We start from the raw sequence: 14745 nt of genomic DNA, 5'->3' as shown, positions 1-14745 counted from the left end.
GCCTAGGAATCACCCGACGGCGACGTCTTGAAGATTCGCGACAGCCCGACGCAAGGGTGCCGCGAGATCCCCTTTCCGATGCACGTCGACGACACCGAGCCCGCGCCAGCGGGCCATCCTCGACAACTCTGCGGCCAGTGCCTCGGTAACGTCGCCGGCGTCGAATCCCGGCTCGAGATGTGACGAGAGCACCTGCAGGACAGCCCCTTTGCGGTCGGCCTTGAGGTCGACGCGAGCGACGACGGACTCCCCCATCAGGAACGGCAGCACATAGTAGCCGTGGACGCGTTTGTGTTCGGGGACATAGATCTCGATGCGGTAATGAAAGTCGAAGAGTCGTTCGGTGCGCGGCCGGAAGAAGATCAGCGGGTCGAACGGCGACAGCAACGCGGCCCGATCGACGGCCCGCGGAATCTTCGCATCGCGATGCAGGTACGCGGGATCCGCCCAGCCGTGGACCGCGACCGCGGTGATCTCCCCCGAGTCGATGAGATCTCCGACGACCGACCGCACGTCGGCGGCCTTGAGCCGGTAATAGTCGGCGAGGTCGGCGATCGTGGCGATGCCGTGCGCGCTCGCCGCACGAGACACCAACTCGCGGTGCGCGTCTCGCCGGTCGACGGCGACGCCGACCGCATCCCCGACGACGCGGTCGGCGAGGTCGTAGTGCCGGACGAAGTGGTCATTGCGGATCGCCGACAGCACGCCCGCGGCGAACAGGGCCTCGCAGAGATGCTTCACCTCACCGCGGTTCCACCAGCTGCCGCGCTGATGCGCCGACCGCTCGATGCCGAGCACCTCTTCGATCTCGCGGGGCGTCGTCGCACCTCGCTCGGTGATCACGGCGACGACGTCGTTGGCCTGAGATTTGTTGCGGCGCATCACATCTCTGGTGTACCGATAGCGTCCGTCGCGGAATTCGTTCATCCGCCAGCCGAACAGCGGCCAGTCCTCGACGGGGATCAGCGCGGCCTCGTGCGCCCAGTACTCGACCAGGAGTCGCGGCGGCCGGGCGCTCGAATTCCACGCTGCGCGTTGAAGAATAGTGGTGTCGTACGGCCCGACGCGGCTGTACATCGGCATGTAGTGCGCCCGGGCCAAGATGTTGACCGAGTCCATCTGCAGCAGTCTGGTATGCCGGACGACGCGTTTGAGGTCGGTGCGCGTCGGCGTCGACGGCGATCCCGCACCTCCGAAACCCTGTGCGGCGAGGGCGATTCGACGCGCTTGCGACGCCGACAGGTCGCGCGGGCGAGCCACTATGCGCGCCGCCGATAATCGACGAAGCGGTACCCGAGCCCCTGCGCGGTCGACGTCCGCCACGGTCCGACGTCGGCGATCCACTCGTCGCCGATCCTCGGTGCGTGCGCATCGGCGCCCTCGACCGCCGTATCCACCTCGGTGACCAGCAGTTCGGTCGCCAGATCCATTGCGGCCCGGTAGATCTCACCGCCGCCGATGACGGAGACCAACGAATCGTCGCAGTGTCGCACGGCGTCGTCGACGCTGTACGCCACCTCGGCGCCGTCGGCCGTCCACGACCGGTCCCGAGTGACGACGATGTTGCGTCTGCCGGGCAGCGGACGGAACTTAGGCGGCAACGACTCCCACGTCTTTCGCCCCATGACGACCGGGTGGCCGATGGTGAGTTCCTTGAACCGGGCCATGTCCTCGGGAACGCGCCACGGGATGCGCGCAGCCTTGCCGATGCCCCCGTTGAGATCCTGCGCCCAGACGAGCCGGACCGTCGCAGCCTCGCTCACACGGCCACCGGCGCCTTGATTGCCGGATGCGACTGATAGTCGACGATGGTGATGTCGTCGAATTCGTAGTCGGAGATCGAATCGCGTTTGCGCAGTTCGAGTTTCGGATAGGCGAAGGGCTGCCTCCCGAGTTGCAGCCGCACCTGCTCGACGTGGTTGTCGTAGATGTGGCAGTCACCGCCGGTCCAGATGAAGTCGCCGACGTCGAGGCCGGCCTGTTGCGCCATCATGTGCGTCAGCAGGGCGTACGACGCGATGTTGAACGGAACACCGAGGAACAGATCGGCCGAACGCTGATAGAGCTGACACGACAGTTTGCCGTCGGCGACGTAGAACTGGAAGAACGCGTGGCAGGGCGGCAACGCCATCTGCGGGATCTCGCCGACGTTCCACGCCGAGACGATGTTGCGCCGCGAGTCCGGATTGGTCCTCAGCATGTCCAGCGCCGCGGCGATCTGATCGATGTGCTCGCCCGACGGTGTCGGCCAGCTGCGCCACTGGACCCCGTACACCGGGCCGAGGTCACCTTCCGGGCTCGCCCACTCGTCCCAGATCGTGACGCCGCGCTCCTGCAGCCAGCGGACGTTCGAGTCGCCGCGCAGGAACCACAGCAACTCGTAGATGATCGACTTGAGATGCACCTTCTTCGTCGTGATCAGCGGAAATCCCTGCGCGAGGTCGTAGCGGAGCTGATGTCCGAAGATGCTGCGAGTACCGGTGCCGGTGCGATCCGCCTTGGCGGTGCCGGTCTCCAAGACCAGCCGCAAGAGGTCTTCATACGGCGTCGGAACGGCGTCGGGCCGATCGACCGCTCCGGATTGCGACGTCATTGCTGCACTCACGGGTGTCAAGTGTAGTGATGTAGATTCATATCAGTGTGATCAGCCCGCGCCGGCGATCGTGGCGTCGACCCAGTCGAATACCGCTTCCTCCCAGGGCCGCTGGCCGAGGCCGCCGATATGTCCGTCGATCCCGCTTCCCGCGTCGAACTCGCGGTACTCGGCTATCCCCGGCGCCATCACCTCCAGCAGCGCTCGTCCGCCGCCACCGACCGGATCGCCGGGGCATTCGACGATCAAGGTAGGACACCTGATGGCAGCCGCGGAGTCCAGCATCGAGTACTTCGGCAGTTCGGCGAAGTACTCGGCGATGCTCGTGGTTCCATGCGCGGCCATCCTCGCGCCGAAGAAGTCGGCCTTCTCCCGGCTGGCCTTCGCCAGTGCCGTCATCAGCGGTGCCGCCACCGTTCCGGCGGCGCCCGACGGAAGTTTCGCGCCCATGTCGGGTTGGGCCGGATCACAGACCAGCCCGGCCCAACGATCATCGTGGGCCACCGCGCGCGGCGCGAGATAGCCGGCGAACGACCGCCCGACCATGACCACGGCATTGTCGTCGACGTCGTCGCGGCTCAACGCCCAGTCCAGGATCTGCGTGGCCGCCACCTCGTAGTCGGGACGGAAATACCGGCGGTCGACGTAAAGGCTCTTGCCCTGACCTGGCCCTTCGACCGACAGCACCGTGTACCCGCGCGCCACGGCCCCCATGCTGTACACCCAGCCGCTTTCCGCGGTCGAGTCGTAGCCGGCGGGCGAGACGATAGTGGGGCGCGGGCCGTCGGGTGCGGCGGCCGGGGCGAACAGCCAGCCGTGAATCGTCGTCTCGCCCTGCTCGTCTCGGTAGGGAATCTCGGCAACGTCGGCCCGCACCGGGTGCGCCGTGTGCGGGAGAAGTTCGGCCGCGGTCGCAAACATGGCGACGTGCGCGCGGGGTAACCCTGCATCAATTGCTCGTCGTCGAGTCGCGGTCGCAGGTAGAAGTAGGACTGCCGGTAGTATTCGCACGCGCGCAGATAGGCGTCGCACGCGGTGGTGAGGTGTCCGTCGCGGCGGGCCGCGTCGGCGAGGGCACGGGTCGCGTCGGCACGTTCAGTCCACGCCTGCTGCCAACGCTGCGGGTCGTAGCGGTTACCGACGGCGCGTGCGGTCGTATACGCCTCACCCAGGTCGGCCATACCGACCGTGGCCGCCTGCATGGTACGGCTGAACTGACCGTCGAACTCTTCGTTCGCCAGGTAGATCGTTTTGGACATGCTCTTATCTCCCGGTCAGCGCGAGTCGGACATACCCGGATGGTAAAGCTGTCTCCGGCGCGACGCCCCGGCAACGGGAGGATTTCACAATGTGGACTGCGCGTTGACAATTCGCCACATCAGACCGGTTGGGACTTGGGGCGAGGGCTCTTAGTACACCTGCCCGGCCGGTCAACAGCTACTGGTTGCGAGGTGGGAATTTTGCCCCATTCGTACTACACCGTCGGCATCGACTGTCGTGTTGAATCAGATGGTCGTGCTCGTCACCTATCAGGAGTCACAGTTGAAGAAGCTTGCAAGTCTAGCCCTCATCGCTGTCGGATTCTCGCTGTCCGGAATCGGCGTCGCTGCCGCCTCACCGGCCTCGGTCCAGCGCGAAGGTGGCCCTTGCTATGAACACGAGTACGGAATGGACTCAGCGGACGGCACGCTGTTCTGCTCCCCCATCGGTCTTTATGGCTCGTGGCAGAGCAAGGCCGAAACCTACAAACCGAAGGTCGCGCTCGGTGACCGGTGCGTAAGGCTCGGTGACCGCGCGTTCGTCAAGAAAACCGACGGTCGCGCCACTTGTCGAGAAACCTCCAGCGGTCTGCGGTGGCAATGATGAATTGACACTCGGAATCAGGCCACAACGCGCCGTAGCGCGCTCCTCTGGATGAGCTATTGCATGAGTTGCGCCGCCACCGTCGCGCCCAGCTCCCAGCACGCCTCCAGCACGGCATTATCCGGTTTGTTCGACGCGATGACGTACTCGGCGGCCTTCTCCCAGCCGAGCCGGCGGTGATGCGGTCGATGGCGCTCTCGGCACCTTCGGTGCCTTCGTTCCCATTCAGGTACAACCCGTACGGGCGGCCCCGCGTCGAGTCGAGGATCTGGTAATAGGAACTGTCGAAGGCATGCCTATTTGTCGTAAACTCTCTCGCGCGGTCTGCGCCTCCAGCTCGACCGAAACACCTTCGACGCCCGCGCTATCCGCGACGCGGGCGACCACAGCGGGCAGGTACCCAGACTGGTGGCGAGCTGTAGGGGCTCGATCACCGGCCTGGCACACCAGCTCTACACCAACGGCAAGGTGTCCCAGACCGACGTCGACAAGGTGCTGTTCCTGCCCGCAGTCGACCCGAGCGCCCGCGCGCGCGCACGCACTCGCCAATATCCGCAGCGGTGCGACGCCGGGCACCTTCAGCATTACCCAGCGGGTGTGAGGGCTTGAGCTACGCTACACCCTCGTCGTTCGGGCCGGGCAGCGTCGCTGTTCCCGTCAACAAGGGGCCGATGATGTCGTCGAGGACGAAGATCTCGCATGCGCACATGCGTTTGTCGAGCGACAACCCGCGCAGCGGCGCTGCTGTCCGCGACTTCCACTCAGGCACGTCGATGAAACTCGACCAGCCATCGTCAATCACGAGGTGCTGCTGAAACTCCACGTCGTCCCACCCCGAGGGGCCCTGACCTCAATAATCCGCACGGGCTGTGTCTCATCGACAACGATCGGACCCGCTGGGTTCGGAGGTAAGTAGCTCTCGACCATCTCCAACGGAGACGACACCCCGACCCTGATGTGGTCAGCGTGTGCAGCGAGGGCATGCCCGTAGCGGTGCCTGTCGATCCGCGCCAACTCGTCGAGCCACCACAAGACGTTGCCGAGGTGGTCAGGTTGCGCGTTAAACGGCTGGACGACACGCAGGAGCGCGTAGCTGTTGTCTGACAGCGCTTTCAGCTTCCCTCGGAAGTCCTTGGTGTCGTACTTCGCAGCGTCGGTGAGCGTTGGGAACATCAACCCGCGCTCATTTGGCGGCGGGTTCTGACCGCTGTCACGCACGGCCATGAAGTAGACCGCACCGTCGAGCGCTGCGCGCAGCTCGTACAGCCACTCACCGAACAACGTGCTCAGACGAACCGGCATTTGCTCGAAGGTCTCAACAGCGACGACCCGGTGGTCATCGTCGCGGCCCGGTTTCAACACGAACCGACGTGGAACCTGCTCGATGTACTCGTTCCATATCGACCCGATCGCGGAGCGAATCTCGGCGGCGCGGGCTACTCGGTCTCGGCAGACTTCCAGGGCGTGGTCAGCGTTCATCGTCACCGTCGAACTGTATCGACGCGCTCTGACAGATTGGCCAGAAATGACACACCGCCCCTGGCGGGAGATCGGGCACCAGGTGTGGAAGGTGACGATGGATGGCCTCGGCACCCACGGGCGACGATACGGGCCAAGGGTGTCAGCCCGTAGGCACCGATGGACTGCGCGAGGTTATCTCTCAGTCGTTCCTGATGTCCTCCGCTTCCCTTGTCAGTTGGCCGATGATGTCGTCCAGTTGAGGTGCCATGTCGAGCTGGAACTCCTCACGCTTGCGAACTGCCCTCGACCACTGAGCCATCGAGCCCCGATCACCTCGCTCTTTAAGAACCTCTTCCCACAGCTCTGTCTCCGCCCGATTGGCAGCCCAGATCTCGGGGTCAATCGGCTCGGCGAGAACAGCTCTCAGCCTCGCGGTAAGTTTCGGCGTCGCTTTCGTGGGCCGCAGCGCCACGTCGTAAGAATATCGACGCCAAACCGTCTGTCGCTTTTCGCGCAGTTCGAAAAAGCACCTGACGTTCGAGGGCATAGGGTTCTCGACCTTTTCGAGAACAGACTGAATGTCGTAATCCAACCGCTCCGCGAGCGTCCTCGACTCGTCGGCGTTGCTCGCAGCCTCCCAAGCCGCACTCGACGCGTGGTCAATCCGGTCTGCGACTTCTTCGAGCTGTGCTGATAGTGCAACGACACGCTGAGTCACTTCATCAACTATCGCGCTGAACCGCTCCTCGAACTTGATCGACTCGCGGTTGAGATAGATGTCCAGCATCTCTTCGTCCGACAGCGGGCGCGTGGAGGCGTTGTTGCGCGTGACCCTCCGACCACTGGAGTCGAAGTGCGGGGCGTAGGTGGGACGAATCTCAAGCCGAAGGAACGGAGTGTCGGTCTTGGTGCCCTCTTCGATGAACGTCACGTCTACTGGGGTTGGCAGGGTATCGCCGACGACGTTCTGAATCCTCTCAATCGACTGATGCAGGTCGGGCAGGCCACGTATCTGCCCCCTCGCAAGTCCCGTGGTGGCGTCTTCAACCTCATCAACGCCGACGAGCAGAGTCACCATCTCGCGTGCACGATCGCTGGCGACCCAGTTCGCTGCTGCAACTAGGACCGTCGCCTTAACGGCTGCGGCGTCTCGCTTGAATTCGAAACGTCCTGACTCACCCTCAGTGTCGAGCAGTTCGCGAGCTTCTTCGCTCACTCCTGAGAAGCGAAGCGGGCGGCGCGTACCGCCAGACCGATCTTTCCCATTGGCCATCCGTTTACACGTCCTCCATCAGACCGGCGGCGACCGTCGCGCCCAGCTCCCAGCACCGCTCCAGCACCGCCTTGTCTGGCTTGTTCGACGCGATCACGTACTCGGCGGCCTTCTCCCAGCCGAGCCCGGCGGTGATCCGATCGACGGCGTTCTCCGCGCCTTCGGTGCCCTCATTGCCGTGCAGGTAGAGCCCGAACGGGCGGCCCCGCGTCGAGTCGAGGATCTGGTAATAGGAACAGTCGAACCCGTGCTTGAGAGCACCAGAAATCGACCCGAGGTTCGCTGGGCTACCGAGCACATACCCGTCCGCATTGAGGAAGTCGCTCGTGGACACCGACAGGGCCGCACGGCGCACCACCTCGACGCCCTCGATCTCGGGGTCGGTCGCGCCACTCACCACCGCCTCGAACATCGCCTGGCAGTGCGGCGAGGGCGTGTGGTGGATGATCAAAAGACGTCTCATAGCGCCCGCCCGAAGTCGTAGTCGAAGGCGCACACCGGGTACCGCAGCCCGTCCGGTGAGAGCGGTGTACCCACGGCCTCGCCGTTTCTCCCGCGAACCTTCCGTACCCGCGAGCCGTACTCTGCCCTCGCTACGTCGACATCATCCGCGAACTGCTCAGCGGGGACGAATGCGACCTTGTGGTTCCGTGGTAGTTGGATTGTCATCACTCCAGATTCGAGGTCGAAGTCCACATCGGCGGCGTCCGGCAAGTACACAAGGGCATAGATCGCCTGGGCTCCCTCTATCTCCACCGACGCCGACCAATCGCGGGCGCGTGCCCCATCGGCAGCCCACGCAATGCGCCCATCGCCTGAAGTTGTCGTCTTCACCTGTACATGCACTGTGCGGTCGCCGAGCGTTGCTCTGAGGTCACGACCGCGAGTTAGCCCGCCATCCCAGTCGACGCGCCATCCCTGGTTCCGTAGATCTTGAACGACAATCGCCTCACCCCACAATCCGGTGACCGTGCTCGGAACCTTCATGCCGCTGACCTCCAAGAACACCTAATAGCGGGGTTATCGCAACTCAAATGCTTGAGAGCACCGGAGATCGATCCGAGGTTGGCCGGGGTCCCCAGCACGTAGCCGTCCGCGTCGAGGAAATCGCTCGTCGACACCGACAGCGCCGCGCGACGCACCACGTCGACGCCCTTGATCTCCGGGTCGGTCGCGCCGCTCACGACCGCCTCGAACATCGCCTGGCAGTGCGGCGAAGGCGTGTGATGGACGATCAGAAGCGTTGCCATGGACGGCCTTTCGACGATGGGTGCGGTCTAGTCTGCCACCCTGCCGCTAGGCGAGGACGACGTCGTCGACCGCACGGCGGCGGCCAGTACCGCACGCGCTTGGTCATCGGAGAGCCCCAACGACGTCAGTCCGCGTCGGATCGTGTCGACGTATGCGGCCGGCGGCTCGCCGCGCGTCAGCGCCCGAGCCGTCGTCAGGGTGAACACGGGCACGTCGTCGACGTCCGGAAGTCGAAGCAGCGCATTGTATTTCGCGCGCGTCGATACCCCGTCGGGATCGATCGACAGGTCCAGCCAAGCGCCCGGTTCCAGCGAGTCGATGCCGTCGAACCGCACCGATTCCACCTGGTTCTCCGCGCACGCCACGTGCATCAGCTGCGCGACCGACACCAAGTACAGCCGGCAGGGAAACTCGGCGTCGACGACGGGGGTCAATTCGACGAACGCCACCGGCCCGGACCACCGCACCGACCATCCCGCGAAGAACATCGGATGACGCAGCGTCGAGCGTCGCGACCGACGCGGCGGCGTCGAATCCGGTGCCGGGCGGTGGGCACCGAACGCGCCGTCGGCCGGACTTCCGCCGAGGTAGCTGGAGAACCGCTCCGGCAACAGGTTTGAGCCATAGGCGGCATACCAGACCGGTCGCTGCGGATCCACGGCTACTTCGATGCGCGGTACTGCTTGACCGCTCGGGTCATCATTTCCCGGGCGCGTTTACGGTCACCGGCATAGTCGTAGGCGCGGGCGATCCGGTAGGAGTTGTGCCAGTCGTCGGGAGCCGCCTCCCACTCCCGTTTGACCTGGGCGAAGAGCTCGTCGGCGGCGTCGTGCTCGATGCGGCCCGACGCCCGGCGCGGCAGGCTCGACACGTCGAGTTCCCGTCCCTCGGCCTTCATGATGCGGGCCAGTCTCTGATGCTCGATGCCCGCCTGCAACGTGGTGAACAGCATCCACGCGCCGAGGAACGGCAGGATCAGCACGCCGATGCCCAGACCGATGCCCGCGGCCGAGCCGTCGGAGATCAGATCGATTCCACGCTTGCCCAACAGCACCAGGTAGACCACGAGCGCCACGCAGATGAACCCGACCATCCACACGATCGGGCGAGGATCCTTACGGGTCAGGTCAGGTCCCTGCTTGCCGGCGGGCGTGGGCTCGGTCATCCGCGTACTCACAGATCCATCAGCGCGTCGAGTCCGACGGTCAGACCCGGCCGCCCCGCGATCTCGCGGACCCCCAGCAGCACGCCCGGGAGGAACGAGGTGCGGTCGATCGAATCGTGGCGGATCGTCAGCGTCTCCCCCTGGGTGCCGAGCAGAACCTCTTGGTGCGCAACGAGTCCCGCCAGCCGGACCGAGTGCACGTGCACGTCGCCGACCAGTGCGCCGCGGGCGCCGTCGAGCGCGATCGACGTCGCATCCGGGCTCGGCCCCACGCCCGCCTCGGCGCGCGCGGCGGCGATCAACTCAGCCGTGCGGGTCGCCGTGCCCGACGGAGCGTCGGCCTTGTGCGGGTGATGCAGTTCGATGACCTCGACCGAATCGAAGAACCGTGCCGCCTGCTGCGCGAAACGCATGCTCAGCACCGCGCCGATCGCGAAGTTCGGCGCGATCAGCACACCGACGCCGGGGGCGTCGGCCAGCCAGCCGGCCAGCGTGTCCAGGCGCTCGTCGGTAAACCCGGTGGTTCCGACGACGGCGTGAATTCCGTTGTCCACCAAGAACTTCAAGTTGTCCATCACGACATCGGGGTGGGTGAAGTCGACAACGACCTGCGTGCCGGACTCGACGAAGTCGGTGAGTGCGTCACCCTTGTCGACGCCCGCGCTGTAGGTGAGATCCGACGCCGCCTGCACACCTGCGACGATCGCCTGCCCGACCTTGCCGTTGCTGCCCAGCACGCCGACCGTGGTTACTTCGCTCACGCTGATGCGCTCCTTCGACCCAGTGAGTGTTGCCCCGTGTTTGGTTGCACCACCATTGTCCCACTTGCGGTGCGCGCGACCCCAGCAGGCTCCGCGTGGCAACCATCACTGCCGCCATCTCAATCGATCAGCTCCGGTGGCGGATGATTCTTCCCGCATGCGACTTAGACGCAGCGCAGCCCTGTCCGGTTCCCCGCCATAACCGAAAACTGTTCCCCGTGAGCCGAGCAGATGCTCCCCCAGCATCCGCTCCGCTCACGGGGAACGGTTTGGTTCTATGTCAGCCCGCGGGCGTCAGATCAGGCGTCGGCTTTCGCCTCGTCCTTGGCCTCCGCTGAGACGTCGGCGGTCTTGTCGGCGTCGTCCGCCGCCGCGTCGGCCTTGGCCTCGTCGACGAGGATGAGGCTGATCTTGCCGCGCTCGTCGATATCGGCGATCTCGACCTGCAACTTGGATCCGACGTTCACCACGTCTTCGACCTTGTTGATCCGCTTGCCACGGCCCAACTTCGAGATGTGGACCAGTCCGTCGCGACCCGGCAGCAGCGACACGAACGCGCCGAAGGCGGTGGTCTTGACGACCGTGCCCAGGAACCGCTCGCCGACCTTGGGCAGCTGCGGGTTGGCGATCGCGTTGACCTTGTCGATCGCGGCCTGCGCCGACGGGCCGTCGGCCGCGCCGATGAACACGGTGCCGTCGTCCTCGATCGAGATGTTGGCGCCGGTCTCGTCGGTGATGCCGTTGATCGTCTTGCCCTTGGGGCCGATCAGCTCGCCGATCTTGTCGACCGGGATCTTCACCGTGGAGATACGCGGAGCGAACGGGCTCATCTCGTCGGGCTCGTCGATGGCCTCGGCCATGACGTCGAGAATGGTCAGACGCGCATCGCGGGCCTGGCTCAGCGCGCCGGCGAGGACCTTCGAGGGGATGCCGTCGAGCTTGGTGTCGAGCTGCAGCGCGGTGACGAAGTCCTTGGTGCCGGCGACCTTGAAGTCCATGTCGCCGAAGGCGTCTTCGGCGCCGAGGATGTCGGTGAGCGCGACGTAGCGGGTCTCGCCATCCACCTGGTCGGACACCAGGCCCATCGCGATGCCGGCGACCGGGGCCTTCAACGGCACACCGGCGTTGAGCAGCGAGATGGTCGACGCGCAGACCGAGCCCATCGACGTCGAACCGTTGGAGCTCAGCGCCTCGGACACCTGGCGGATCGCGTACGGGAACTCTTCGACGCTGGGCAGCACCGGAACGAGAGCCCGCTCGGCGAGCGCGCCGTGGCCGATTTCGCGGCGCTTCGGCGAGCCGACACGGCCGGTCTCACCGGTCGAGTACGGCGGGAAGTTGTAATGATGCATGTAGCGCTTGGAGGTCTCGGGTCCCAGCGAGTCGACCTGCTGAGCCATCTTGACCATGTCGAGTGTGGTGACGCCCATGATCTGGGTCTCGCCGCGCTCGAACAGCGCCGAACCATGAGCGCGCGGGATGACCGCGACCTCGGCCGACAGCGACCGGATGTCGGTGATGCCGCGACCGTCGATGCGGAAGTGGTCGGTCAGGATGCGCTTGCGGACCAGTTTCTTGGTCAGCGAGCGGTAGGCCGCGCCGATCTCCTTCTCACGACCGGCGAACTGCTCGCCGAGCCGATCGAGCAATTCGCCCTTGAGCTCGTCGGTCGCGTTGTCGCGTTCCTGCTTGCCCGCGATGGTGAGGATCTGCGAGAGCTTCTCCGACGCCGCGGACTCGACGGCCGCGTAGGCGTCGTCGGCGTAGGGCGGGAACAGCGGGAACTCGCCGGTCTCCTTGGCCGCCTTGGCGGCCAGTTCCTTCTGCGCCTCGCACAGTGCGGCGATGAACGGCTTGGCGGCTTCGAGACCCTCGGCGACGATCGCCTCGGTGGGAGCCTGCGCGCCCTCGGCGATGCGGGCGAGCACGTTCTCGGTCGCCTCGGCCTCGACCATCATGATCGCGACGTCGGCGTCGGCTCCCGAGCCGGAGACGATGCGCCCGGCGACCACCATGTCGAACACCGCGCCTTCGAGCTGCTCGACCGTCGGGAACGCGACCCACTGGCCTGCCTTGTTCTCCTCGGTCGGGATCAGTGCGACGCGCACACCGCCGACCGGACCGGAGAACGGCAGGCCCGCGATCTGCGTCGACGCCGACGCCGCGTTGATCGCGACGACGTCGTAGAGGTCGTTGGGGTTAAGCGAGAGGACGGTCTCGATGACCTGGATCTCGTTGCGCAGGCCGTCGACGAACGACGGGCGCAGCGGCCGGTCGATCAGCCGGCAGGTGAGGATCGCGTCGGTGGACGGGCGGCCTTCGCGGCGGAAGAACGATCCGGGGATGCGACCCGCGGCGTACATGCGCTCTTCGACGTCGACGGTGAGCGGGAAGAAGTCGAAGTGATCCTTCGGCGCCTTCGACGCCGACGTCGTCGAGAGGATCATGGTCTCTTCGTCGAGGTAGGCGACGACGGCACCGGCGGCCTGCTGGGCGAGGCGACCGGTCTCGAAACGGATGGTGCGGGTGCCGAAGCTGCCGTTGTCGATGACCGCGGTGGCTTCGGTGACGTCGTCGTCGTAGTCGACGTCGGGGTTGACTTCAGTAGTCATATGTTGAGGGGTTTCCCTTTCAGTGCGGCGGGCCGCTCGTCGGCGCGCCGGATGTTTTCACGAATTCGACGCCGGGCCACCCGTGTTCGGGTACGCCAAAGCGTCGGGAGACATAACGAGAATGCGAGAGGTCGCACAGAGAGTCGGCGTGCATGCCCGTCCATCCGGGCTTGCGTTGCAGACGGCCTTCGATCGAAGCGGCCGGAACCCACTTGGCTCCGGCAGCCACTACCGAGGACCGATCTGACTCGAACCCACCGACTTCATCCGTTGACATCTGCAACTGGCGATGTTCCGCAGCGAGTTTATCACTTGACGTGGGCAGTGACCGTATTCCGTCGAGTGCCGCCGAGATTACGCTTAGCCGATCGAACGAATCGACGGACACACGGCGCACGTCGACGCGAGGAGTCACCCGACCGGGATCGATCCAGACGGACCGGCAGCGCCGGACGCCGCGTCGGCGTCTAATCCAACGACTCCCCCAACCGCTTGAGCTGGGCTTTCCACCACTCGGCGAATCGCAGCGCGAACACTGACAACGGAAAACCATGGCGCACAACGTTTTCCGCTGGAATGCGATCCCAGCCGTAGTGCTCGACGGTGACTCGGGTCTGTACGGGCTCGGCGTCGAACTGTTCGAAACGGACGTGCAACTCGGTGTCGGCGTCGGGCGGAAAACCTGCCTGGCGCCACCCGACGACGAGCCTCGACGGCGGTTCCCACACACTGATCTGCCCGATCACGAACTGCGTGCCGTCGTCGTAGTGTTCGACGAGCCGCCCGCCCGGCCCGAGCGGCTCGAAGGCCAGCACGCCGGTGCGGCCCGGGGTGAACTGGAAGATCAGGTTGGGTTGCCACCAGCGCGCGATATGTTCGGTGAACGCCGTGAAGGCACGCTCGGCGGTGGCCGCCACGCGTAGCGCGACCAGCACCCGCGAACCGTCAGTCATCGGCCTTCTCCACGAAGTCGGCGAACGACGACAGCTGCGCCGACCAGCCACGCTCGGCCGTCTCCAGCCAGGAGCGCAGCTCGGCCATGGGTGCCGACCGCAGCGTGTAGATCCGTACGCGCGCGTCGAACTCCGGATGAGTCTCTTCGACGATCCCCCGCTGCCGCAGCACACGCAGGTGCTTACTCAACGACGACGTGCTCGCGCCCACGGCCTGCGCCAACTCACTCGGCCGCATCGGCTGCTGCGCGAGGAGTTCGACTACCCGCCGCCGAACGGGATCGGCGAGGGCCGCGATGGTGGCGTCGACGTCGCTCACTCCCACGTCGATGACGTGATGGGTTGCCCGATCGCGGCCTCGGCTTCGGCGCGGGTGACATCGCGGACGTGCTGCGCGAAGGTCCAGCAGTGCCCCTCCGGATCGATGGCCCGGTAGATGCGGTCGCCGTAGAACTGCTCGGCCGGCTCGGCCGCGATCACGGCTCCGGCCGCACGTGCGCGCTCGCAATGCGCGTCGAGGCCCGAGGCGAGCATCACGTGCACGGACTGGGTGTTCGCGCCGTCGAGCCCGGCGGGGCTGCGCGTCCAGTCGGCCCACTGTCCGCCGATCATGATCCGGCCGCCCGACGGTGCGGCCATCTCATAGTGCGACATCTCCGGAGAGTCGGGCGGTCCCTCGATCGCCATGGTCGTCTCGAAGCCGAATGCCTCACTCAGCCAGGCGAGCGCCGCCTTCTGGTCGCGATAGAACACCGCCGAGGTGAATACATTGTCATCCATAGTGGCAATTATTTCCCTTTGAGGAAACTAAAT

At 65.5% G+C, this 14745-nt stretch carries 18 protein-coding genes and 2 pseudogenes; 2 read left to right on the top strand and 18 right to left on the bottom strand.

All coding sequences use genetic code 11. The features are described 5' to 3' along the window. Positions 1–9: 9 nt before the first annotated feature. From HH308_RS01445 to HH308_RS01430, 4 genes are read right to left on the bottom strand one after another with little or no spacing between them, the layout of a single operon-like run. Positions 10–1263, bottom strand: a complete 1254-nt coding sequence (locus tag HH308_RS01445) for a winged helix-turn-helix domain-containing protein (RefSeq protein WP_170192574.1) — start codon at positions 1261–1263, stop codon at positions 10–12. Then, complete coding sequence (locus tag HH308_RS01440; protein ID WP_170192359.1) at positions 1260–1763, bottom strand: dihydrofolate reductase; 504 nt, start codon at positions 1761–1763, stop codon at positions 1260–1262. The genes HH308_RS01445 and HH308_RS01440 overlap by 4 nt, the downstream gene beginning before the upstream one ends. Beyond that, positions 1760–2593, bottom strand: a complete 834-nt coding sequence (locus HH308_RS01435; RefSeq protein ID WP_170192573.1) for a thymidylate synthase — start codon at positions 2591–2593, stop codon at positions 1760–1762. Before HH308_RS01435 ends, HH308_RS01440 begins: the two co-directional genes overlap by 4 nt. 51 nt (positions 2594–2644) lie before the next feature. Beyond that, positions 2645–3514 carry an alpha/beta hydrolase family protein gene (locus HH308_RS01430; protein WP_246284064.1) on the bottom strand — a complete coding sequence of 290 codons (870 nt, stop codon included), beginning with the start codon at positions 3512–3514 and terminating at the stop codon, positions 2645–2647. A gap of 588 nt (positions 3515–4102) precedes the next feature. Here HH308_RS01430 and HH308_RS01425 point away from each other — a divergent pair. Then, entirely contained in the window at positions 4103–4456 is a 354-nt protein-coding gene (locus HH308_RS01425; RefSeq protein ID WP_170192572.1) for a hypothetical protein, read from the top strand. A gap of 56 nt (positions 4457–4512) precedes the next feature. Here HH308_RS01425 and HH308_RS01420 read toward each other — a convergent pair. Next, positions 4513–4754, bottom strand: a pseudogene (locus tag HH308_RS01420) (flavodoxin family protein); the annotation flags it as partial. 110 nt (positions 4755–4864) lie between these two features. Here HH308_RS01420 and HH308_RS01415 point away from each other — a divergent pair. Continuing rightward, positions 4865–5065, top strand: coding sequence for a hypothetical protein (locus HH308_RS01415; protein WP_170192358.1), 201 nt, complete (start codon positions 4865–4867; stop codon positions 5063–5065). A 1-nt stretch (position 5066) separates the two neighbouring features. Here HH308_RS01415 and HH308_RS01410 read toward each other — a convergent pair whose 3' ends face one another. The 13 genes and pseudogenes from HH308_RS01410 to HH308_RS01350 all read right to left on the bottom strand — a co-directional run bounded on the left by HH308_RS01410 (position 5067) and on the right by HH308_RS01350 (position 14712). Beyond that, entirely contained in the window at positions 5067–5258 is a 192-nt protein-coding gene (locus tag HH308_RS01410) for a hypothetical protein (protein WP_170192357.1), read from the bottom strand. Then, positions 5255–5941, bottom strand: coding sequence for a hypothetical protein (locus HH308_RS01405; protein WP_170192356.1), 687 nt, complete (start codon positions 5939–5941; stop codon positions 5255–5257). The genes HH308_RS01410 and HH308_RS01405 overlap by 4 nt, the downstream gene beginning before the upstream one ends. Positions 5942–6116: 175 nt before the next feature. Then, positions 6117–7133 (bottom strand): AlbA family DNA-binding domain-containing protein, encoded by a 1017-nt coding sequence (locus HH308_RS01400; protein WP_170192355.1) that lies wholly within the window; start codon positions 7131–7133, stop codon positions 6117–6119. A gap of 61 nt (positions 7134–7194) precedes the next feature. Next, a complete protein-coding gene (locus HH308_RS01395; protein WP_170192354.1) occupies positions 7195–7653 on the bottom strand; it encodes a flavodoxin family protein in 459 nt (152 codons plus the stop codon). Next, a complete protein-coding gene (locus HH308_RS01390; protein WP_170192353.1) occupies positions 7650–8177 on the bottom strand; it encodes a hypothetical protein in 528 nt (175 codons plus the stop codon). Before HH308_RS01390 ends, HH308_RS01395 begins: the two co-directional genes overlap by 4 nt. A gap of 47 nt (positions 8178–8224) precedes the next feature. Further along, positions 8225–8440, bottom strand: a pseudogene (locus tag HH308_RS01385) (flavodoxin family protein); the annotation flags it as partial. A 27-nt stretch (positions 8441–8467) separates the two neighbouring features. Then, entirely contained in the window at positions 8468–9100 is a 633-nt protein-coding gene (locus HH308_RS01380) for a hypothetical protein (protein WP_170192351.1), read from the bottom strand. A gap of 2 nt (positions 9101–9102) precedes the next feature. After that, positions 9103–9606, bottom strand: coding sequence for a tetratricopeptide repeat protein (locus HH308_RS01375; RefSeq protein ID WP_170192350.1), 504 nt, complete (start codon positions 9604–9606; stop codon positions 9103–9105). An 8-nt stretch (positions 9607–9614) separates the two neighbouring features. Further along, a complete protein-coding gene (dapB, locus tag HH308_RS01370; RefSeq protein ID WP_170192349.1) occupies positions 9615–10367 on the bottom strand; it encodes a 4-hydroxy-tetrahydrodipicolinate reductase in 753 nt (250 codons plus the stop codon). A 299-nt stretch (positions 10368–10666) separates the two neighbouring features. Further along, a complete protein-coding gene (locus HH308_RS01365; RefSeq protein WP_170192348.1) occupies positions 10667–12979 on the bottom strand; it encodes a polyribonucleotide nucleotidyltransferase in 2313 nt (770 codons plus the stop codon). Between the two features lie 467 nt (positions 12980–13446). Next, positions 13447–13932, bottom strand: coding sequence for an SRPBCC domain-containing protein (locus HH308_RS01360; protein WP_170192347.1), 486 nt, complete (start codon positions 13930–13932; stop codon positions 13447–13449). Next, positions 13925–14251, bottom strand: coding sequence for an ArsR/SmtB family transcription factor (locus HH308_RS01355; protein WP_170192346.1), 327 nt, complete (start codon positions 14249–14251; stop codon positions 13925–13927). The genes HH308_RS01360 and HH308_RS01355 overlap by 8 nt, the downstream gene beginning before the upstream one ends. Beyond that, a complete protein-coding gene (locus HH308_RS01350) occupies positions 14248–14712 on the bottom strand; it encodes a VOC family protein (RefSeq protein ID WP_170192345.1) in 465 nt (154 codons plus the stop codon). Before HH308_RS01350 ends, HH308_RS01355 begins: the two co-directional genes overlap by 4 nt. Between the last annotated feature and the right edge of the window lie 33 nt (positions 14713–14745).

The sequence above is a fragment of the Gordonia asplenii genome (assembly GCF_012933505.1).
GTDB classification, from domain to species: Bacteria; Actinomycetota; Actinomycetes; order Mycobacteriales; family Mycobacteriaceae; genus Gordonia; species Gordonia asplenii.
Note: the sequence above shows the minus strand (reverse complement) of the source record. Positions and strands in the feature narration are given on the sequence as shown.